Annotated in this window: 16 protein-coding genes and 1 tRNA gene; 5 read left to right on the plus strand and 12 right to left on the minus strand. The window is 44.9% G+C overall.

Translation table 11 applies throughout. The features are described from left to right. Positions 1 to 7 precede the first annotated feature (7 nt). The 8 genes from MD536_RS04540 to galK all read right to left on the minus strand — a co-directional run bounded on the left by MD536_RS04540 (position 8) and on the right by galK (position 8,787). Positions 8 to 718, minus strand: coding sequence for a phosphoadenylyl-sulfate reductase (locus tag MD536_RS04540; protein WP_239596207.1), 711 nt, complete (start codon positions 716 to 718; stop codon positions 8 to 10). Positions 719 to 724: 6 nt separating this feature from the next. Next, entirely contained in the window at positions 725 to 1,636 is a 912-nt protein-coding gene (gene cysK / locus MD536_RS04545; RefSeq protein ID WP_239596209.1) for a cysteine synthase A, read from the minus strand. Positions 1,637 to 1,663: 27 nt separating this feature from the next. Continuing rightward, positions 1,664 to 2,476 carry a serine O-acetyltransferase EpsC gene (epsC, locus tag MD536_RS04550; protein ID WP_239596211.1) on the minus strand — a complete coding sequence of 271 codons (813 nt, stop codon included), beginning with the start codon at positions 2,474 to 2,476 and terminating at the stop codon, positions 1,664 to 1,666. 11 nt (positions 2,477 to 2,487) lie between these two features. Next, positions 2,488 to 3,285 (minus strand): uroporphyrinogen-III C-methyltransferase, encoded by a 798-nt coding sequence (cobA, locus tag MD536_RS04555; RefSeq protein ID WP_239596213.1) that lies wholly within the window; start codon positions 3,283 to 3,285, stop codon positions 2,488 to 2,490. A gap of 1 nt (position 3,286) precedes the next feature. Then, positions 3,287 to 4,996, minus strand: a complete 1,710-nt coding sequence (locus tag MD536_RS04560; protein ID WP_239596214.1) for an NADPH-dependent assimilatory sulfite reductase hemoprotein subunit — start codon at positions 4,994 to 4,996, stop codon at positions 3,287 to 3,289. An 81-nt stretch (positions 4,997 to 5,077) separates the two neighbouring features. Next, a complete protein-coding gene (locus MD536_RS04565; RefSeq protein WP_239596216.1) occupies positions 5,078 to 6,934 on the minus strand; it encodes an assimilatory sulfite reductase (NADPH) flavoprotein subunit in 1,857 nt (618 codons plus the stop codon). Positions 6,935 to 7,109: 175 nt separating this feature from the next. After that, positions 7,110 to 7,556: an RrF2 family transcriptional regulator gene (locus MD536_RS04570; RefSeq protein WP_239596218.1), complete on the minus strand. Its 447-nt coding sequence runs from the start codon at positions 7,554 to 7,556 to the stop codon at positions 7,110 to 7,112. A 31-nt stretch (positions 7,557 to 7,587) separates the two neighbouring features. Then, positions 7,588 to 8,787, minus strand: a complete 1,200-nt coding sequence (gene galK / locus MD536_RS04575; RefSeq protein WP_239596219.1) for a galactokinase — start codon at positions 8,785 to 8,787, stop codon at positions 7,588 to 7,590. 180 nt (positions 8,788 to 8,967) lie between these two features. Between galK and MD536_RS04580 the strand changes: the two genes are divergently transcribed. Further along, on the plus strand, positions 8,968 to 9,858 hold the full coding sequence (locus MD536_RS04580; protein WP_239596221.1) for an AraC family transcriptional regulator: 891 nt from the start codon (positions 8,968 to 8,970) through the stop codon (positions 9,856 to 9,858). Between the two features lie 5 nt (positions 9,859 to 9,863). On the opposite strand, the gene MD536_RS04585 is transcribed toward MD536_RS04580, so the two are convergent. From MD536_RS04585 to MD536_RS04595, 3 genes are all read right to left on the minus strand, one after another. Continuing rightward, a complete protein-coding gene (locus MD536_RS04585; protein WP_239596223.1) occupies positions 9,864 to 10,691 on the minus strand; it encodes a hypothetical protein in 828 nt (275 codons plus the stop codon). Positions 10,692 to 11,317: 626 nt separating this feature from the next. Continuing rightward, positions 11,318 to 14,155, minus strand: coding sequence for a DUF6493 family protein (locus MD536_RS04590; RefSeq protein WP_239596224.1), 2,838 nt, complete (start codon positions 14,153 to 14,155; stop codon positions 11,318 to 11,320). Between the two features lies 1 nt (position 14,156). Then, a complete protein-coding gene (locus MD536_RS04595; protein WP_239596226.1) occupies positions 14,157 to 15,497 on the minus strand; it encodes an SWIM zinc finger family protein in 1,341 nt (446 codons plus the stop codon). A 281-nt stretch (positions 15,498 to 15,778) separates the two neighbouring features. Between MD536_RS04595 and MD536_RS04600 the strand changes: the two genes are divergently transcribed. The 3 genes from MD536_RS04600 to MD536_RS04610 all read left to right on the plus strand — a co-directional run bounded on the left by MD536_RS04600 (position 15,779) and on the right by MD536_RS04610 (position 19,459). Continuing rightward, a complete protein-coding gene (locus MD536_RS04600; RefSeq protein WP_239596228.1) occupies positions 15,779 to 16,102 on the plus strand; it encodes a hypothetical protein in 324 nt (107 codons plus the stop codon). Between the two features lie 189 nt (positions 16,103 to 16,291). Continuing rightward, positions 16,292 to 17,623, plus strand: coding sequence for a T9SS type A sorting domain-containing protein (locus tag MD536_RS04605; RefSeq protein ID WP_239596230.1), 1,332 nt, complete (start codon positions 16,292 to 16,294; stop codon positions 17,621 to 17,623). Positions 17,624 to 17,998: 375 nt separating this feature from the next. Continuing rightward, a complete protein-coding gene (locus MD536_RS04610) occupies positions 17,999 to 19,459 on the plus strand; it encodes a serine hydrolase domain-containing protein (RefSeq protein ID WP_239596231.1) in 1,461 nt (486 codons plus the stop codon). A 205-nt stretch (positions 19,460 to 19,664) separates the two neighbouring features. Here MD536_RS04610 and MD536_RS04615 read toward each other — a convergent pair. Next, a tRNA-Lys gene (locus MD536_RS04615) sits at positions 19,665 to 19,737 on the minus strand. Between the two features lie 186 nt (positions 19,738 to 19,923). On the opposite strand from MD536_RS04615, the gene MD536_RS04620 reads away from it, so the two are divergent. Continuing rightward, positions 19,924 to 20,733 carry an SDR family oxidoreductase gene (locus MD536_RS04620; protein WP_239596232.1) on the plus strand — a complete coding sequence of 270 codons (810 nt, stop codon included), beginning with the start codon at positions 19,924 to 19,926 and terminating at the stop codon, positions 20,731 to 20,733. The last annotated feature ends 2 nt before the right edge of the window (positions 20,734 to 20,735 follow it).

Raw genomic sequence — 20,735 nt, forward strand, 5'->3', positions numbered from 1 at the left:
TTTCTGTTTAATTCAATTTTATACTGGTTTCCTGGTGCAATCCACATTCTTTTTTGGAAGCTTCCCACCACCATCTGCCGGCGCGGATATCTTCTCCCGGTTCAACGGCCCTGGTACAGGGCGCACAACCAATACTCAGAAACCCTTTATCGTGCAGGGTATTGTAGGGAATGTTTTCCTCTTTGATGAAGTCCAGTAATTGTTCATAAGACCAATCCAGCAATGGATGTATTTTGATCAACTGGTGGGCGGCATCCCATTCTGCAAATGGCAGGTTGGCGCGGTTTTCACTTTGATCGGCGCGCAAACCGGTAACCCAAACTTTAGCACCTTTGAGTGCACGATTCAACGGCTCCACTTTTCGGATAAAACAACATTCTTTCCGGTTTTCAACAGATTCGTAAAAACTGTTGGGACCTTTTTCAGTGAGTAACTGCTCAACCGCAGCGGCCTGAGGAAAAAATGCCTGAATACGCACTTTGTATCGTGCGATGGTTTTATCCAGCAGGTCGTAGGTTTCCTGAAAGAGCCTGCCGGTATCCAGTGTAAACAACTGGATGGGCAAAGCCTGCCGGGCGATCAGGTGTGTAATGACCTGGTCTTCCTGTCCCAGGGAGGTTGAAAATACCATCCCCTCCGGAAACTGCGCACTCATCCATTTCAATCGATCTGCGGCACTGAGTGAAGCCAGTTGTTCATTTAGTTGCTGTACATCCATGAGTTCTTAATAAAGTCCTTCAATTGATAAATAACGTTCTCCGGTATCGTAGTTGAACGTGAGCACGGTACTGCCTGCAGGAATATCGGCCAGTTTTTTTGCAACCGCTGCCAGGGATGCGCCGGAAGAGATGCCCATAAAAATGCCTTCTTCTTTAGCAGCACGTTGCGCATAAGCAAAAGCATCATCTTTTGAAACGCCAATCACGCCATCTATTACTGCTGCGTTGTAAATACCCGGAACAAAACCGGCACCAATACCCTGGATTGGGTGTGGAGCAGGAGAACCACCACTTAATACCGGTGATAATTCCGGTTCAACGGCAAACACTTTGAGGTTGGGGAATTTTTCTTTCAGGATTTCTGCGCAACCTGTTATATGTCCGCCTGTACCTACACCTGTTATCAGGTAATCCAGCCCGTTAGGAAAATCTTTAATGATTTCCTGGGCCGTAGTACGACGATGCACTTCCGTATTGGCAGGATTATCAAATTGCTGGGGCATCCATCCATGCGGAGTGGCGGCAACCAGTTCCTTTGCTTTTTCAATAGCACCTTTCATGCCTTTTTCCCGAGGGGTTAATTCAAAACTGGCTCCATACAAACTCATCAGGCGGCGTCTTTCGATGCTCATGCTTTCAGGCATTACCAGGATCAGTTTATATCCTTTCACAGCTGCAACCATAGCCAGCCCAATACCAGTGTTACCGGAAGTTGGCTCGATGATTACACTATCCTTGTGAAGCAAGCCTTTCTTTTCGGCGTCTTCCACCATGGCAAGCGCAATTCGATCTTTAATACTGGCACCCGGATTTGCCCTTTCCAGTTTGATGTATACAGAATGGTCCGAACCAAAAAGGCGGTTCAATTTTACATGCGGCGTGTTGCCAATTGTTTCAAGGATGTTTTGTGCAATCATGGTTTCTGATTTAAGGTGAAGGATAATTTATATAACCCAGTTTAATGGTTCTGTAAAATCTTTTTTGTTCTTAACAGTAATGATGGGCTGGTGATACACTATGCTCATCGCAGGCACTGACTCAACAATGAAACAGTTACCGCCAATGATGCTATCGCGTCCAATAACTGTTTTTCCACCAAGGATCGTACTGTTCGCATATACGATTACGTTATCCTCAATAGTAGGGTGACGTTTGGTTTCTGCTTCTTCTTTCTTGACAGCAAGGGCACCAAAAGTTACACCCTGGTAAACTTTGACACTTTTTCCGATCACAGTAGTTTCTCCAATTACCACGCCAGTACCATGGTCAATCATAAAGGGCACGCCTATGGTGGCACCTGGGTGAATATCAATACCTGTGGTAGAATGCGCATGTTCACTAATGATCCTGGGGATTAGTGGAACCTGCAGGCGATACAGGATATTGGCAACCCGGTAGGCAGCAATAGCCTGGAAACCGGGATAGGTAATTACCACTTCCTCAATCGATTTGGCAGCGGGGTCAAACTGCAGCATGGCAGTGGCATCTTCCAACAAGCAGGATTTGCAGGCTTCCAGCTCTTCAAAAAAAGCGCTGGCAATTTTTTCTTCATCCAGTTGATAGGCTTCGCTAAAAGCATACAAAATTTCCAGTAGGCTGTTTCTCAGGCTGTCCGCTTTTCGCTTGTGTTTGTTTTCATAATTCTTTTCGTTTTCAACTACCGGGAACAGGTATTCGAAAAGATCGAGTGAAAATTCAATCACTCTTTTTTTCTGTGGTACTGAAGCACTCAGGATATATCCTTGTTGTAAACTCATTCGCTTTTGATTTAGGCAATTCGTTGATGATATTGTTCCTGTATGCTGGCAAACCAATTGATTTCCTGGTGGTATTTGACTACTTCACCCACGATGATGAGGGCCGGTGTTCCGATGCCGGCTGCTTCCACCTCCTGACCTATTGTAGTGAGCGTTCCGGTTACCACTTTTTGTTGAGGAAGGCTTCCATTTTCAACAACGGCCACCAATGTTTCAACCGATTTCCCGGCATTTACCAGGTGGCTCGCAATTTCGCCAATATTTTTCACCCCCATATAAAAAACAATGGTGCCGTCAAAGGCTGCCAACATGGGCCAGTCGAAATTCAATCCGGTCTTTTTGCCTTTCTTGGTATGCCCGGTTACAAAGAGCACCATTTGGGATGCATCCCGGTGTGTCATAGGAATGCCACTGTAGGCGCCAGCTGCAAGAGCACTGGTAACGCCCGGCACGATTTCAAATTCAATTCCATTTTCCTTCAGAAAAGCTGCTTCTTCTGCTCCCCTGCCGAAGATCATGGGATCTCCTCCCTTTAAACGAACCACCTGTTTTCCTTCGAGTGCCTTGTCTACCATCCATTGGTTGATGGTTTCCTGTGTGATCACAGAGCAATAAGGCAATTTGCCGACAAATATCTTTTCCACTCCGGGTTTTGCCCAATCAAGGATGTCCTGGTTAACCAGGTTATCAAACAGAATGGTATCAGCCAGCTCAATAACAGCTTTAGCGCGGAGGGTTAGCAGTTGGCTATCACCGGGACCAGCCCCTGTGATATACACTTTTCCAGATTTTGAGGTTGCGGGTTTCATACTATGCCAGGTGAAAATCAGCTTTGGAATAACTATGTTGAATGATTTCCTTTCTCACCAGGAAATCTCCGAAATGCTCATTGGGTGTACGTTCTGCTGCATATTGAGCAATCAGGGGATCCAGTTCTGCCAGTATCTCTTCTTCACTAAGGGCCTCCTTATGCAATACATTCATACGGTCACCATTAAACGCTGCGCCTAAATACAGGTTGTATTTGCCAGGTGCTCTGCCAACAAATCCAATTTCTCCAAGATAGGGCCTTCCGCAACCATTCGGGCAACCTGTCATCCGTATGGTGATCGGTTGCTCTGGAATGCCATATTTCTCGAGTATCGCGTGAATTTTTGTGATCAGGCTGGGCAGGTAACGTTCTCCTTCAGCATTGGCAAGCGGGCATAGATTCAATGCCACACAGGCGATAGAATGCTGGTGAAGCGGGGTTACATCCTGGTGTGCTTCCAATCCGTGTTGTACAAGGAGTTCCTGTACTTTGGGTTTCAGCGCTTCGGATACATTTCCGATCACGATATTCTGGTTTCCGGTCAGCCGGAAATCACCACCTTCCAGGATTTCAGCAATTGCCCGAAGTCCCTTACGCAATTGAAACTGCTCGGTGTCTTTAACCCGACCACCTTCAATATAGAGTGTATTATACCAGTTACCATTGGCGCCTTTCACCCAGCCATAGCTGTCGCCATTGGTAGTGAAGGTGTAAGGCTTAGCAGGTTCCAGGTCGTATCCTAATCGTTTATTCAGTTCTGTTTTGACAAAATCAAGTCCCTCTCTTTCGATGGTGTACTTAAAGCGGGACAGTTTTCTGTTTTCCCGGTTGCCATAATCGCGTTGGATGGTAAGCAGTTTCTCACATACATCCACTGCCTTCTCTACCGGCGCATAACCCAGCAGGTTACCCAGGCGGGGGAAGGTATTTTCATCGCCGAAAGTCATGCCCATACCACCACCAGCCGTGAAATTAAATCCGGCCAGTTTCCCGTTTTCTTCAATTGCAATCAAACCAATGTCATGTGCGTACACATCGGTATCGTTATAAGGAGGAATGGCAAACGTGATTTTAAACTTCCGGGGCAGGTAGGTTTTACCGTAAATAGGTTCTTCGGTGATATCTTCAACCGGACCCGCCACCTGTTCATCGTTCACCCAAATTTTATAATAAGCTTTTGTTTTTGGAGTAAGGTGTTCACTAACGGCCAGGGCTACCTGTTGAACATCCTCATGAATATTGGAGGTGTACGGATTTACGGTACACATCACATTCCGGTTTACATCACCACAGGCTGCAATGGAATCCATCAGGGATTCATTGATCTCCTTAATGGTAGGTTTCAGGTTGTGTTTCAGAATACCATGCAGCTCGAAAGCCTGGCGGGTAGTGAGTTTCAGGGTAGGCATCCCATATTTGGTAGCCAGGTTATCCATGGTAATCCACTGAGCCGGACTAGCAACACCACCTGGCACGCGCACCCGTATCATAAAGGAATACAGGGGCTCCAGTTTCTGTGCCTTTCTTTCTTTGTCCAGTTCGCGATCACTTTGCACATAACTGCCGTGAAACTTGATGAGTTGCTGGTCCTGCGCATACAGGTTACCGGTAACCTCATCTTTCAGGCTGTCCTGAATAGTGCCTTCCAGAAAACGGCTTCTTTCCTTTATGTGTTCAACTTCACTGAGTTTGGATTTATCCTGATTCATGTGGAATTATGAATTATGAATTATGAATTTTGAATTGGGTCTCACTTCCTACTTCTCACTTCTCACTTCTCACTTCTCACTTCAATAGGTGTCCTCCTGGTAGCGCCCCGTTTTCACTAATTGTTTTACGTAGTCCTGAGCTGCTTCAGGTTCAAGTTTGCCCTGTTCCTGCACAATTTGGATGAGCGTTTGTTTTACATCTTTGGCCATGCGTTTGGCATCCCCGCAGACATAAAAATGAGCGCCTTCCTGCAACCACAGGTAGAGCTCCTGTGCATGTTGCTGCATCCGGTGTTGTACATAGATTTTTTTATCGGTATCTCTGGAGAAGGCAGTATTCATGAGCGTCAGGTTACCCTGCTTGAGGAAACGTTGCCACTCTGTCTGATAGAGAAAGTCGGTAGTGAAATGCTGATCCCCAAAGAAGAGCCAGCTTTTTCCGGAAGCACCTGATTCAGCGCGCTGTTCTACAAAGGCGCGGAAGGGAGCAATACCAGTTCCGGGTCCCACCATAATAATGGGGGTATCTGGGTTTTCCGGAAGGCGGAAGGATTCATTGGTATCAATGAAAACGGAAACCTGCTGCCCGGGTTGCAACACATCAGCGATGAAATTGGAAGCTACTCCCCTGTGTTCGCGGTTGTTGTTGTTATAAACTACCCGTCCTACAGTCAGGTGGACTTCTTCGGGATGTGCTTCGAGAGAACTAGCGATGGAATAGAGTCTGGGTTGCAGGGGCAATAAAATAGCAGCAAGCTGTTCTTCATTCAGGGTGCTGGGGAATTCCTGTAATACATCCCAAACATCCTTCCCATATACAAAGGAAGAAAGCGCCTGTTTATCTGCCAGAATAGAATTCAACTGGTGTGCCTGAGCCGGATCATCTACAAACGCTGAGTAAGCTGCCAGGAAGGAGCCACTCACTGTAGTAAGCTCTGCCTGTTTTTGAAGGAATTCAAAAAGGCTGATATCTGTATCTTTTATTTGAAGGCGGGTATCGGGATTGAATTTCTTATAGGCGAGCAATCCTTCCACCAGGCTGGAATGATTTTCCACCCAAACACCCAGGGTATCTCCCGGTTGGTATTGCAGTCCGCTGCCTTCGAGTGATAACTCAAGGTGATAGGTTTGTTTTGCGGAGCCGCGGCCATTCAGCTGAATATTCTCTAGCACGGTGGCGGAAAAAGGATTTTTTCGGTTATAGGTAACAGTGGCTTCTTTTAATTGCCCGTTCCCATTCACATGTGTAATAGCGCTGACTGCAGGTTGAGCAGTGCCAAAGCTTTCCTGTACCTTATTAATTACAGCTTCAATCCAGGCTTCGGCAGTATCCTCATAATCCACATCTGCTTCGAAACGATCCAGCAGGCGGGTTGCTTTCAGGGCACCGAGGCGATTATCAAAATCGCGACCTGTCTGGCAATAGCTGGCGTAACTCTTATCTCCTAAAGCGAGCACTGCAAATTTGGTATTGGGTAGTGCGGGCGCCTTCCTGTTATTGATAAATGCATGCAGGTCTTCCGCTGCGGGAGGAGGATCTCCTTCACCGTGGGTGCTGACTACCACGAGCAGCCATTTTTCGTCCTTCAGGCGATTGCCCTGGTAGGCGTTCATGTCCTGCAATACAGTGGTAAATCCACGTGCAATCAGTTTATCATGCAGGTTTTTGGCTACTTTTTTGGAGTTACCACTTTTAGAACCATAGAGCACGGTAATACTATCCTGTGCTGCAATGGGTTCGGTGGTAATGGATTCCTGTGGTACCGGGATCCGGTTGATCAGTTGAAGCAGTTGCTGGTTGCTGTGCTGGAGTCCAGTCAGATAACCGGCCAGCCATTGCAATTGCTGGGAATTGAAATGCTGAATGATTTCCTGCACCTTTTTTTGTTCCTGGGAGGAAAATAGGTTCGACGGAAGGGCTACGCTCGCATTACTCATAGTTCAGAGGTGTTTTTCTGCTAAGCAGTTCCACTTAAACGCAGGAGGGCTGCTCAGATTGTTTACCGGACCAAAATTATACACTATTAACGATAATTCCTATAGTTTTAATAGATGTTTTAGATAAATGGAAAAAATAAGATCAAATAATTGATTTATAATCAATTATAAATTGTTAAATAACAAAATCGGAAGGATCCTGGTAATCATTCTGCATCAGGTGCTGGAGGGTCTTACCTTCAATTACCTGCAGTGTGGCATCCCTGACTTCCAGGAAAATCAGCCGGATATTACAGGTGGATTCCGGATAAGGACAAAGCCGGCAGGGTTCATAAAATTTCTTGCTCACGCAGGGAAGTAATGCAATGGGGCCATCCATCAGTCGTAGTATGGTAACCATGGGAATCTCTCTTGGGGGCTTCAGCAGATAGTATCCTCCATTTTTGCCGGCCTTACTGCCAAGTATACCCGCTTTTCGGAGTTCCAGTAAAATGGCTTCCAGAAATTTGGCAGGTATTCTTCTTTTTTCGGCAATCTGATTAATAGGAATGAAGCCTTGCTGGTAATGTTCTCCCAGATAGGTTAGGGCATGAATGGCATATTGAGCTTTTGCAGACAGCATGATCTGGCAGCAAAATACTATTTCTTTTCAATTAGGAAGAAACAGTAGCCGTTCCGTTGGAAAGCTGACAGATGATGGGCGTTGGTGTTTTTGCAAATTTCTGTTCGTAGGCTGTTGTGATACGTTCTACCACTTCATTAATAAAGGGCTTACGGATCAGGTTGATGGTGCAGCCACCAAAGCCTCCTCCCATCATCCGGGAACCAATGATACTGTGTTCGAGTCGAGCCAGTTCAACCAGGTAATCCAACTCAGGACAGGAAACTTCGTACAGTTTACTCAAACCAACATGGGATGCAAACATTTTCTTGCCGAAGGATACAAGGTCGTTTCTCCGAAGCGCTTCACAACCTACCTGCAGGCGGAGGTTTTCTTCTACTACATATTTGCAACGATGGTAAACCAGGTCAGGAACCTGGTCTTTAAGGGTATATTCAATCATCGCGCGATTGGCATCGCGCAGGCTATTTACATGAGGATATACTTTACGGAGTGCCTTTACGCCCATTTCACATTGTTCCCGGCGCACATTGTATTCACTGCTGGCCAGGCTGTGTTTTACCTGTGAATCCAGCAGGAGAATGGCATACTGGTCCAATGCAAGGGGAATGTATTCGTACTTGAGATTGCGGCAGTCGAGCAGGATGGCTTTGTCCTTCATGCCAAACATGGAAGCGAATTGGTCCATGATGCCACATTGAACACCTACAAATCGATTTTCAGCGGCCTGGGCTAATTGAACCAGTTCGATTTTGGGCCAGTTCAATTGCTTTAGCTCATTGATCGCCTGTGCCAGTCCACATTCAATGGCTGCAGAGGAAGAAAGTCCGGCTCCGGAGGGAATATCGCCCCCAAAACAGAGATCCATCCCAAAAAGCTCAACACCGTGTTCATCAAATTCCTTGAGGACACCCAGGAGAAAATCCGGCCATTGCAGGCTGCTTTTCTCCCAATTTCCCAGTTTTCCGGTATAGGAGCTGGCAAAATCCGCGGCAAAAAAATGCAGTTCTTTGTCCTTGCGTTTGCGGATCGCGATATGAATATATTTATCAATGGCGGCGGGTAAAACAAATCCCAGGTTATAATCGGTATGTTCTCCAATCAGGTTAATCCGGCCGGGAGAGCTGACCAAAATATCAGGAGAATGGCCAAACCGGCTAGAAAACTCCCTGGCAATATGGGAATGGGCCGCCAATGAACTAGTTGTCCGGGTAGTACTCGAAGAATCCATGAATCGTTGATTGCAGTAAACCTCCTAAATTAAAACAAAAGGGCAAGACCGGATTGGTTTCTTTTTATTCCCTGTTTCTTCCTCTATTTTAACCTCCTGAAACGTCATTAGGTTAAAATTCAGTAAATTTAAAGTGAATATTTAAGAAGGATCTTATTTCTCACCCCGATTGTTTGCAACATGAAAATTCTACAAACTGAAATTGCACCGAAGATCAACAGTATGTTCTCGGTAATGGAAAGAAAAGAATCTTTTTTCAGTGCTCCCCTGCACGTACATCCGGAATTTGAGTTGGTGTACATTAAAGAGAGTTATGGGAAACGGATTGTTGGAAACCAGATCGAACGCTTTGAAGCGGGTGACATGGTGCTGATTGGTCCATCCCTTCCCCATATCTGGATCAATGACGACAGTTTTATCAATGGGCAGGCAGGAACCACAGCCACCTCTATAGTATTGTATTTTCATCCCAAATTATTTGAATGCGGTTTATTTGATTTACCGGAAGCGGAGAGTCTGAAAAATATGCTTCGGGTATCCAAGCTGGGTATTGCCATCCAGCATGAAACCCGCGACAAGGTTGCAGAGAAAATAGAACAGATATTACATGCGCAGGGATTTCAGCGGATCCTGCTCTTGTTGGAAATATTGCAATTATTGGCTGAATCCACCGAGTTGGCCCAGATTAATGCAACGGAATTTGTGCATTACGATAATAAGAGTGAAAAGGATCGCCTCTGTGAAGTGTACCGGTATGTGCATGAAAATTTCCGATCAGATATTCAGCTGAAAGATGTGGCACGGCTCACCAATCTTACTCCCCAGAGTTTCTGCAGGCTTTTCAAAAAGAGAAACAACCTGCATTTTGTAGAATATCTCAACCAGGTGAGAATCAGCAATGCCTGCCGGTTATTGCTTGATAGCGACTGGACCATTTCCGAGATTGCTTACAACTGTGGCTATAAGACGATTTCCAACTTCAATAAACTCTTCAAGGAAACTACCGGCTTATCACCTAAGCGTTACCGTGAGCAGGCTATTGTAAATGTGCCACTTCAGGAAGCAAGCTGATCGTCTTAATCGTATTTAAAAATTGCTTCAATAGAACTATTGTATTGCGGATTGGCCGGATAGGTGGAATGAGATGTTATTTTATTGATCCGGCGGTTTGTGATGTCGCAAACATGTTCAACAATTCTATCAATATATGCGGCATTGGCTCCGGTTTTGATAGTGCGGGTAATTTTAGCCGGATATTTTTTCAGGTTGCTGAAAACTGCCAGGTTATAAAGAGTATAATATTCATAGAGTCCGACTTCAATGAACAGCAGCGGGTTAAAATCTGCGGAGTCGGAATAACTGTCAACGGTATGGGTGATCACAGAATTGTCTGATGTGGTGGTAGCTTTTACCAGATCACCTGCTGTATTGTATTCATAGGAAGTGGTGGTTTTTAATTTGGAACCCGCTTCGTTGGTGGTCAGGTAATTGAGTTTTGACACTTGTCCATTGGCGTTATAGAGGTATTCCATCTTATAGGAAGTGGCCGACACAAAATCGCGGGTGGTATTGATGTAATAGGATACTCGATTGCCATCGTAGTGATAGGTATTTTTATAAAGAGAGCGGTTGTCGTACATACCCTTCATCTTTCCGCCCTCCCATTCAAAAATGGTGGAACCAACTGAATTCAACAAGCTGAAATTGATTTGTTTGAGGGAACTATCCGCATTGTATTGCACCTGAGCAAGGGTGCCATTGCTCCATTGAATGGAACGCACGAGCTCACCTGTATTCGGAATCATTGAACCCTGGGGAGGTGGTGCAGGAACCGGATCGTTTTTCTGACAAGCAGAACCAGTGAGCAGTACAAACAGGCAAAGAAAGAGCGGGCATTTTTGCATAAGAACGGTTTAAAGGTAAATCAGTGACCGTTCGGGATCCAAAATCGTTGTACCGGCGGGGAAGAAAATCACAGTTACTTATCAAGAGTGGAAAACAGCCCAGGTGAGAGGGTATATAGAATCTTACAAATCTGTAATTTATTTTCTACATGAAATGTCAAGTTTGTCTATTGTCCAGGGTTTGATAAGTAGAGATCTTTGTGGTGTTAATGGCTCTACAATATCCAACGATCCAATCCCTGGAAAACCAGTATAGTCCAATCGTCCATGTTGAAAAAACCAGGTCCGTCCCGAATGAAACAGGATTCAACGATCCGTCCGTAGAATTGGTTTAATGGTTTAATGAGACAAAGGGTGCGAAGCTTGTTCTAAGGAACAGGTTTTGCGCCCATTTGTTTTTTTACCATTCAGGTACTTTTCATCGTCCATTCGGGTACTTTGGTCTATCCATTCAGTCAACAAGTACCGTTCGGGCATTACTGTTTGATCGTTCCGGGATCGTTATTGAACCGTCAGTGAGCCGTTCGTGAATCGTTCTGAGGATTGTTAGAGAAATGGAAATGTTTCTTGAAAAGATGATAGAAGATCAATGCGTAGAAACTAAACTACAAAAAATTTCATGTCCATCAATTTAAACCATGTTTTTTTTGTTTGCCGAGTTCAGTACGTATTTCCAATAACTTCTTTTGTCCTCTCACGGGTTCCTTGGGCAATTGTTCTATCATCGAATCCAGCAGCACCTCCAGTGCAGCATTGGCAGAAGCAGATACCGACATCATCTTTGCCACCACCAGGTCAGTAAAACGTTTCATAGGCGCAAACTCAATGCGCTGGTGTTTGCCCAACATTTCCCCCAACAGTTTATTATTCAGCCTGCCATGGTCACGGATCCATATTTCAGCAGCATAGGTAGCAGCAGTTTTATCTGAACACAAGAGGCTGGCGGATAAAAACAAATGGCCCATTTCGCCCAATCTAACAAGGGATTCATAATAAGCCTGCAGCAAGGCTATGACCGCGCGCTTATCGGTTTCGCCAGTAAATTGATTTTCTTTAAGGCATTGATGAAGTATGGCCGCCATCAGCGGTTCCGGATAACCTGGTGCTAACCCATGCAGCCGGCGCATGTCAAAATCTTCCCTCGACAGAAAAGTCTGGTCAATCTTCATGTATTCAACCATCAAGGGGGGCAAGTCATCTACCCGAAGTTTTGCACGCTTGAAAAGAGCGACAATCTTTTTCAATCCGGTTTCTTCTTTGGGTTGATTTTTTTCCGGAAAATCCAGCCTGATCACTTTTCGTATGGCTTTAGCTTTCACATCTTTCATTTTGCCATCCGTCCATTCGTAGTTTACATATTCATACTCTTCCTCCTTCGTTTGCCAGTTATATTGACCAGTAAATACAACAAGCGGCTTATCCAAATATGGAAGTGCGGATAATTCAGGATAGAGCACATCCGGTCGCTTTAACAAAGCTGCTGTCATCCATCCTTCTTGAAGCAAAAATGGTCCTGTTGGTTTCCGATCAGGTTCCAGCAGGAACAGCATAAGCTGCTTAAGTTCCCCCTGTAAGATACGCTCAGCAAGAGCAATGGCTTCAGATGGTTCCTGGAGCCAGCATCTGCAGAGGGAGATTTGTAAATCCATGGGTTCCAATTCCAACTTTTTTTGCTGACACTGGCTCAGTCGTTGTATCAGTATTACCGGATCGATCCAGTGCGGCAGGTGGGTAGGTGTGGAGAGGATGATACGCTCCCGCTCCGCCCGCAAGGATGCCAGTATTCCTTTAAACAAAAAGTTCCAGGGCTGATACAGGAGCGCGGTATACTTATCGGGATCGGTATAAAAAGTTGTAGCAACACCATGTTCTTCCCATACCTTTTTGTTTTTCTCCGACTTTCCCAAAAATGATGCATAGAGTTTGAGGATAGCTCCATTGCCAGTGGGATACTTCTTTGCCTGCAGCAGGATAAAATCCAGGAATACACCTGCCAGCATACTATCCACAATGCCCTGGCCACTCCGCCAATCACCAAAAAAGAATTTCAATGCCCGCTGCACGGCAGGAGCAAACTTTTCCAGGTCTTCTTCCCTGATTGTATCCTGCAGGCGAACGATGGCATCCAGAAATTGGTCAGCATGCCAGGACTGGTTGTTGTCAAACAACTGCGCGGTAAGAAAAACCAGCTCATCAACATCTTTGATACGAGTTAAAGGCTCAAAATTATTCAAATTCATTTCACCCACCTCCTGCTCTTCTACTTCTTGACCTTGCATATTGCTGTCCATGTAAGATACAAGCAGCTCACGCGGACCGGATAACATAAATCCAGCACTCAGTGAAATTGCATCTCTTATCTCCGGATTCTCAGGCTTTCCAAATTTTTGAATCAGCTTAGCTGCGCGGGTCTGTAATCCGTCGTCTTTTTGAAGAAATGCGGATGCAGCAAGAAGCGCAACCTGTTCGCTGTAGGCCTTCTCTTTTTTGGCGATCTTCTCCATCAACTGTAAGGCCAACGTAACAGTTGCTTTAGTTTCGGAACTAAGCAGTACAGGGATATAATCAAGAAAGGACTGTACTGCAAAACCATTCTTTTCAACTATGGATTTAATGGCTTTGAGGCTCCCATTCACAACTTTGCTGTGCGGGGATGAAAGCAGGGTTAACAGCTCTTCCTGCAGGGCCATTAGTTCATCATCAGCTGGTTGTAAGGTTTCAAAAAGCGTGATGAACCAACCCGATAAATTTTTGTCGAAGTTCCTGTTGGAGGCAAGTACCGCTTCCTGCAGCAAACGGGTTCGGGAGATATTGCCAGCTTCACAATGGGCGATCAATGTTTCAAGCCATCCCTTTTCCAACTGCTTCCCATCTACCCAAATCCAGCGGTTGGCGGCATGTATGTTTGATTCAGTCTGGAACATATGCCAGATATGCGCTTCCAGCGTAACCTTATTTGCCGTCAATTTTTCAGGATGAAAGCCATTTCCATGCTGGTCATTTTCAAAGATCCATCTTGAAAGTGATCTTGCTATCAATAAAGGCTGAGGTTCCAGGTAACCTTGGTGCTCTAATAAAAGAATATAATCATACCGCAGTTCTGTAGGCAGGAAATCCCTGGAGGCAAACCCATTGATATAATCGCTGAACCAGGAAGGGCAATACCAGGGCAGGATTTCACCAAGAATATCCTTTTCCACGGACCAGGAACCACCAGAACTTTCATATTCTTTACGGTTATAACAAACAAAATGAGCTCGCTTCAGTACAAGTGCCTGCATTGGATTTCCTCGTTGCTTCCAATTGCCATTCTGGTGGGTATAATCCAGATAATATTTAGAAAGCTTCTTAAGGTTGGGTACAAATGCCTTGCGTTCTGCCGCTGAGCAATCCTGTAAAAATGGAAGGATTTCCTTTTCCAGTCCGTCCTCTACTATTTGCTTGAATTTTTCTTCTTTCGTCATATCAACTTCCATTCATTTTTTTGACTGCCAGTACATGTTTACAAAAGCCCCGCTCGCCCTGGTGTTTAGCGAACCAGGTGCAGGTGCAACGGCTCTTCTCTCCTTCTATAATAACAACGTGCTTTACGCCACTGCCCTGAACGCGTGCCTCCAATTTGTCGGATGTATTTTCCACGATCTCCACCTTACCCTCTTCCAGCAATTTCTCTGCATCTTTAAGCCTGGGATTCAGACTCAGAATTCTTTCAAGTTTGTAAGGCAATTGACGATAGAAGAATCTATTCTCATCTACATCAAAACCAAGCAGGCCCATGGCAGAGAGTCGGGCAGTGATGGACGAGAGTTTCTGCATGTCGATATCTTCCTCCAGTGCAAACAGCGTAGGATTGAATTCGTGATTGGCATAGCTGTAGTTGTCGGTAAGGTCAACCCAGTGCTGGGGAATATCTTCCAACAGCTCTTCCAGTGCAGCGCCTTCGCCGGAGAATCCTCTCCAGCTATCGCGGGAGATGGTGAGGCTAAATCGTACTGCACCGAAATAGAGCTGCCAGGTAGTGGACTGCATATCCGGGTGGGCAAAAACTTTGAGTTCATCCGCCATGGGAAGCAGGGGAGCTATTAATTTAAGTCGGTGTATCCCACCCACACATACTGCTTCTGCTGATTTCACCGGCGTGAACTGCGCTCTCCCACCCCGAACCAATACGTAATAGTCTGTTTTAACCGAACCTGAAGGCAATGATTGAAAAAGTTGGAGGGCCTGCATTCTGTTGAAAGTAAATCGATGTTCGGTATCTGCCAGGAAGAGTTGCACCGAAGTAAGACCCTTGATCCATTTCACTGGTAGTGGTACTTTGCGTTCAACCACTTTCCTGTTTCCGGCAATGATGCTAACTTCCTTGCTGCCCACCGACAAGAGCATGTGTTCGCTTTTGCTTATCCTGCTCAGGGAGGAGATCATGGGCTGATTAAAATCCACATTGGTGGTTCCGGTATCAATGAATTCACCATCATGGCCATCTGGCAGCACATCCACTCTTGCATAAACGCCTGCGCAATGGGAAAAACCTTCGAAACGAATCTTTTCATTACCGGCGGTAACAATAGGATCCTTGAGTTTGGCCATTTCAAAAGGGGATAAACTAAAGCTCGACTGAACCACATTGGAAAGCGCGATCAAACAGCGGGCGGTAGTATGCGGGTCTTTGAGTCTGCCCCAGAAAAAGCAGGGGTTCGTTTTCTTTTGCACTTCGCTGTAGTTGGACAGGAAGAGTTGATCACCCTGCTGGTCCTTTAGTAAGGAAGAGGGGGTGTTGTAGGAATAGGTTATGAGATCGGACATCCGATAAATGTATAAAAAGAATCCTGTTTTTTTCCTTTGGTGCATCTGAATAAGAGCTCCCCGGAATTAAATTTGTATACTAGTAAATTTTTAATTTAAATTTATTAGCGTTCTTTCCTTTATCTAGCCAATATCAAACATCATCCGATATGAAATCCGGCTTTTTCTTTCTCTAAAACGATACACAATCCGCTCTGTGTTTACTTAGCAAGGTTCCCACCAATTTCCTGTCCAAGACCGGTTTAAGGTTCTATTTATTCACCATCTTAACCTTTAACATCATGGACCAATTTAACCCTTTCCAATCGTTTAACAGGAATTGGCTAGCCATTCTTTTTTCCTTTTTACTCAGTATTTCATTTTTTACACCAGCCATTGCCCAATGCGACTTAACACTCACACCAGCCAATATAACAAATACAACTTGCGGGGGTAAGGAAGGAAGTTTTCAGGTGCAGGTAACCGGTATAGTGGCGCCATACCAGTACAGGCTGCTGAAAGAAATAAGCGGCAGTTTTGTAGAACAGCAAGTAGGCACATTGCTAGCCGGTACGCCTACCTTTATTGGGTTGTCAGGCGGCAACTACAAAGTGGAATTTAACTAAGATGGAACCTGTACGGGCAATGTTTCTGTAGAAATCACTGAATCAGCATTATCCCTCACTCCAGCTAATTTAACGTATCCTTCCTGCGGAGGAAATAATGGAAGTTTTGTAGTACAGCCTGGCGGTATTGTTGCTCCCTACCAATATCGTCTCCTCAAAGAAACGAATGGCAACTTTGTGGTTCAGGAAATGGGCACACTGATAGCTGGAAATCCAACTTTCATTGGGCTGACGAGCGGCACATACAAGGTAGAAATAGAAAAAGGCGGAACATGTAGCGGAAATACAACAGTGGCACTACCACAGGCAGCTCTGACGCTTACACCTGCCAATATCAATCCACCTGTTTGTGGAGGAAATGATGGTAGTTTTGTAGTTCAGGCCGGTGGTATTATACCTCCTTACCAATATCTCCTGCTAAAAGAAACGAATGGCAGCTTTGTGGTTCAGGAAATGGGCACACTGCTAGCAGGAAATCCAACTTTCATCGGGTTGACGGGTGGCACTTACAAGGTAGAGATAGAAAAAGGTGGCACATGTAGCGGAAATACAACAGTGGCACTACCACAGGCAGCTCTGACGCTTACACCTGCCAATATCAATCCACCTGTTTGTGGAGGAAATGATGGTAGTTTTGTAGTTCAGGCAAGCGGTATTAAAGCCCCTTACAAATACCGTTTATTGAAAGAGGTAAATGGCAATTTCGAGGTACAGGAATCCGGGACGCTTATCGCGGGCAACCCAACTTTCGTAGGCCTTACCGGAGGTGTTTACAAATTGGAAGTAGAAAAGAATCAAATCTGTTCAGGATCTATTACAGTGAACCTCAATTGTGAAACCATTGGCACGGAAGGTTGTGGAACTGGTTATTGGAAGAATAATAAAAGGGCCTGGCAAACAACAGGCTATTCATCCACACAAACGGTGGAATCTGTCTTCAATGTTCCAGATGCATACGGACTGGATAATCTTACCTTACAACAGGCATTGGAAAGTACGGGTGGATCAGGAACAGTAGGAACTGCGAAAATATTGCTCCGGGCAGCAGTTGCAGCTCTACTTAATGCGGCACATCCGGATGTGGATTATCCAAGGAGTTCGCAGCAACTTATTTCCAGCACCAATACGGCACTTGCAAGTGGAAACAGAAATTCGATGTTGCAGTTGGCTACTACTTTTGATACATTCAATAATTTGAAATGCAAGCTCAGCGCTTCAAAAACAATGGCCAGTTTCCCAGGTAGAACAAGTTCAGAATTGACAGAAGGTTCTTCTGCATTGAATCTGAAAGCGATGCCGAATCCATCTGCAGGTGCTTTTACAGTGTTGGTGGAAAGCAATGCGAAAGAAAAGATCTATCTGAATGTGATGGATATGAACGGTCGAGTTATTGAACGAATGGAGCGAATGCCCTCTACAACTACTTTCCGCTTCGGGGAAAATTATTCACCCGGCATGTACATGGTGGAGCTGATACAAGGAAAAGAGCGAAAGCAGGTAAAACTTGTGAAAACAAGGTAGAAGCAACATAACAGCATACGGCCAATAGTTTGTATTCATTAGAAGCGAGGGGGTCAGGCATTTCATCAATGGGTATATTCAATCAAGATATTCCGGCTTGATAAGCTACTGGTTATAACTTGCTGCCATTGATGGGGATTCCATGGAAAAGTTAGTTGAAAATATAAGCGCCTGGTTACTGGTCAGAAATGAGTAAGATTTTGTGCGTTATGGCTTTTTTACTTGAATTGATTTGCTAGCATTGCCCTTTCAACAATCGGAGAGGATGAACAAAGGCAGTACATGTGGTAATCCAAGAATGCGAGTAAACATAACTATGTATTAATTAATTTGGTGCTACTTTTATTTCTAACAGTGTCAAATTAAACCTATCCCATGCGCAGCCTCCTCCTTATTGGATTCGTCGTATTTCATAGCCTGCATCTACATTCACAAGTCAGAGATCCCCATGTCGAATCCCTCATAAAAAAAGTGGAAAACTCCTTGTCGCCCACCATTATATATGGCGACAGCATCCCCAAAAATAACTTGGAAGTACGCATGAAAGAATTGGGGATTAAAGGACTGAGCATCGCTATTATCCAGAACTATGAAATTCAATGGGCTAAAGCCTATGGTTGGGCCGATGTGGCATCCGGAAAAAAAGCTACTACAGAAACCCGGTTCCAGGCAGCTTCTATTAGTAAAAGCCTGAATAGCCTGGGCCTATTGAAATTGGTGGAGGAAAAAAAACTCGATCCCGAAGCAGATGTCAACCAGTACTTGAAGAGATGGCGATTTCCCTATGACAGCGTTTCCAAAGGAAAAAAAATCAACAGCTTTCATTTACTGAGTCACACTGCCGGACTAACCGTTCATGGATTCCGGGGGTATAAAAGATCAGATAAATTGCCAACACTCCCTGAACTATTGGATGGTAAAAAACCTGCCAACAGTGGAGCTGTCCGCTCGGCTTTTGAACCGGGTTTAAAATTCCAATACTCTGGCGGAGGCACAACCATCTCCCAATTGCTGGTAGAGGATATCACCGGACAACCCTATGCCGAGTATATGCAGGAGAACGTACTGAAACCACTTGGCATGAAAAACAGTTCTTACCAACAACCACCGGTTGATCATGCTGAATTGGCCACCGGTTATTATGCACAAAACGGATCTTCTGTAAATGGAAATTTTCATGTCTATCCCGAACAGGCAGCTGCCGGACTTTGGACTACGCCTTCTGACCTCGCCCGATATATCATCGAATGTCAACTCGCTTACCAGGGTAAGTCAAAGAAAGTGCTATCGCAGGCAATGATGCGAAAAAGAATGACTCCCTATATTGATTCGGTATCGGCTCTGGGTGTGTTCATCCAAAAGAAAGGTAACATTACCTATTTTAACCACAATGGTGGCAATGAAGCATTTCTCTGTACCTCTTACGGTTCACTGGAAGATGGGAAGGGATTTGTTATTATGATCAATGGCGATAACTATGCTATTATCTCAGAGTTAACGAACAGCATTGCACAGGTATACAACTGGGCTGGATTTTTTAATCCGGAATTTAGAAAAAAAATTAAGCTACCACTTGATAGTGCTGCTCTTTATGTGGGTAATTATAAACTGAATTCGGATACGATTTCCCTGAAACTATCTGGCGGCACATTAATTATTCAGCAAAATGGTCAGCCAGCAGGTGGATATACTACAATTTTCAGTGACCTTAATTCATTTACGCTGGAAGAAGTTCCGGGTGCAAATTTTAAGGTAATCCGAAACGCGAACGGAGAAATAATTTCACTGGAATTGAAACAGGGTGGTGGAACTTTTGTACTACCCCGGATAAGGTAAGCTGCCCTCAAACTGGGTTTATATCCTCTTTTTATTCTGCCCGGTATGCTGCTTACTTTTTATACGCTTGTTCTGAAAACGATCTTAGTCATTTTCAACAGACTATTTTATTAAAATCTAACTGATCGCACCTAGGTGCTCCAATAAGCAACAAGAATTGAAATAATCCGAATAAAAAAGCCCCTCAATATTGAGGGGCTTCCAGTGATCCCGCTGGGACTCGAACCCAGGACCCATACATTAAAAGTGTATTGCTCTACCAACTGAGCTACAGGATCTTACCCGTTTTAACAACTGTATTGTTTGTTTTGGGAGTGCAAAAATAGGGATTAATCGTTTCGCCCCAAATTTTTTTTATTTTTTTTCCGTTCTTTTTTCTTTGGCTAACAAATTGGCTGCAAACCAATTGCCGCTTATTCAAAGGTGCTTTTTTTTAGATAGGTTTGCAAAAGATAGTGAACAACATGCGTGATTTTTTTACCAATAAAGTGATTGCCATCACCGGTGGCAGTGAAGGAATCGGAAAAGCCCTGATCGATCAACTCATCCCCCTCGGAGCTAAAGTTGCTACCTGCGGACGCAGTTATGATAAACTGTATAACCTGCAGATGGAATACACCAATGTGATGCTCCACACTGTAGTGGCGGATGTCAGCAAAGAAGAAGACTGTAAAAAATTCATCCAGTCTACCCTCGACACCTTCGGCAAAATTGATATCCTTATCAATAATGCCGGTATCTCTATGCGCGCCCTTTTTAAAGATGCCGACCTGAATGTATTCCGCCAGGTTATGGAGATCAATTTCTTTGGATCCGTCTATTGCACCAAATACGCACTGCCCAGCATCATCCAAAACCAGGGTATGATCCTCGGCATCTCCAGCATCGCCGGGTACCGAGGACTGCCAGGCAGAAGTGCTTACTCCGCTTCCAAGTTTGCCCTGCAGGGCTGGCTCGAAGCATTGCGCACCGAAATGCTGGATCATAATGTACACGTGATGTGGATCGCACCGGGATTCACGGCCAGCAATATCCGAAACGCCGCCCTCAATGCGGAGGCTAAATCACAGGGCTCCTCTCCTATGGATGAAAGCAAACTGATGACCGCCGATGAATGTGCCCAGCATATCCTGGATGCCATGGAAAAAAAGAAACGTACGCTTGTTCTAACGTACACGGGTAAACGCGCGGTATTCATGAACCGGTTCTTCCCTTCACTGGCAGATAAACTGACTCATAAGTTTTTTTTCAAAGAAGGCAAACTGGTGAAGTAGTA

It is taken from the genome of Flavihumibacter cheonanensis, from assembly GCF_022352215.1.
Classification (GTDB): Bacteria; Bacteroidota; Bacteroidia; order Chitinophagales; family Chitinophagaceae; genus Flavihumibacter; species Flavihumibacter cheonanensis.

Bases quoted from the DNA above. Each gene is read 5' to 3' on its own strand.
- MD536_RS04540 (WP_239596207.1), bottom strand. From the start codon at position 718: ATGGATGTACAGCAACTAAATGAACAACTGGCTTCACTCAGTGCCGCA.
- cysK (WP_239596209.1), bottom strand. From the start codon at position 1,636: ATGATTGCACAAAACATCCTTGAAACAATTGGCAACACGCCGCATGTA.
- epsC (WP_239596211.1), bottom strand. From the start codon at position 2,476: ATGAGTTTACAACAAGGATATATCCTGAGTGCTTCAGTACCACAGAAA.
- cobA (WP_239596213.1), bottom strand. From the start codon at position 3,285: ATGAAACCCGCAACCTCAAAATCTGGAAAAGTGTATATCACAGGGGCT.
- MD536_RS04560 (WP_239596214.1), bottom strand. From the start codon at position 4,996: ATGAATCAGGATAAATCCAAACTCAGTGAAGTTGAACACATAAAGGAA.
- MD536_RS04565 (WP_239596216.1), bottom strand. From the start codon at position 6,934: ATGAGTAATGCGAGCGTAGCCCTTCCGTCGAACCTATTTTCCTCCCAG.
- MD536_RS04570 (WP_239596218.1), bottom strand. From the start codon at position 7,556: ATGCTGTCTGCAAAAGCTCAATATGCCATTCATGCCCTAACCTATCTG.
- galK (WP_239596219.1), bottom strand. From the start codon at position 8,787: ATGGATTCTTCGAGTACTACCCGGACAACTAGTTCATTGGCGGCCCAT.
- MD536_RS04580 (WP_239596221.1), top strand. From the start codon at position 8,968: ATGAAAATTCTACAAACTGAAATTGCACCGAAGATCAACAGTATGTTC.
- MD536_RS04585 (WP_239596223.1), bottom strand. From the start codon at position 10,691: ATGCAAAAATGCCCGCTCTTTCTTTGCCTGTTTGTACTGCTCACTGGT.
- MD536_RS04590 (WP_239596224.1), bottom strand. From the start codon at position 14,155: ATGACGAAAGAAGAAAAATTCAAGCAAATAGTAGAGGACGGACTGGAA.
- MD536_RS04595 (WP_239596226.1), bottom strand. From the start codon at position 15,497: ATGTCCGATCTCATAACCTATTCCTACAACACCCCCTCTTCCTTACTA.
- MD536_RS04600 (WP_239596228.1), top strand. From the start codon at position 15,779: ATGGACCAATTTAACCCTTTCCAATCGTTTAACAGGAATTGGCTAGCC.
- MD536_RS04605 (WP_239596230.1), top strand. From the start codon at position 16,292: ATGGGCACACTGATAGCTGGAAATCCAACTTTCATTGGGCTGACGAGC.
- MD536_RS04610 (WP_239596231.1), top strand. From the start codon at position 17,999: ATGCGCAGCCTCCTCCTTATTGGATTCGTCGTATTTCATAGCCTGCAT.
- MD536_RS04620 (WP_239596232.1), top strand. From the start codon at position 19,924: ATGCGTGATTTTTTTACCAATAAAGTGATTGCCATCACCGGTGGCAGT.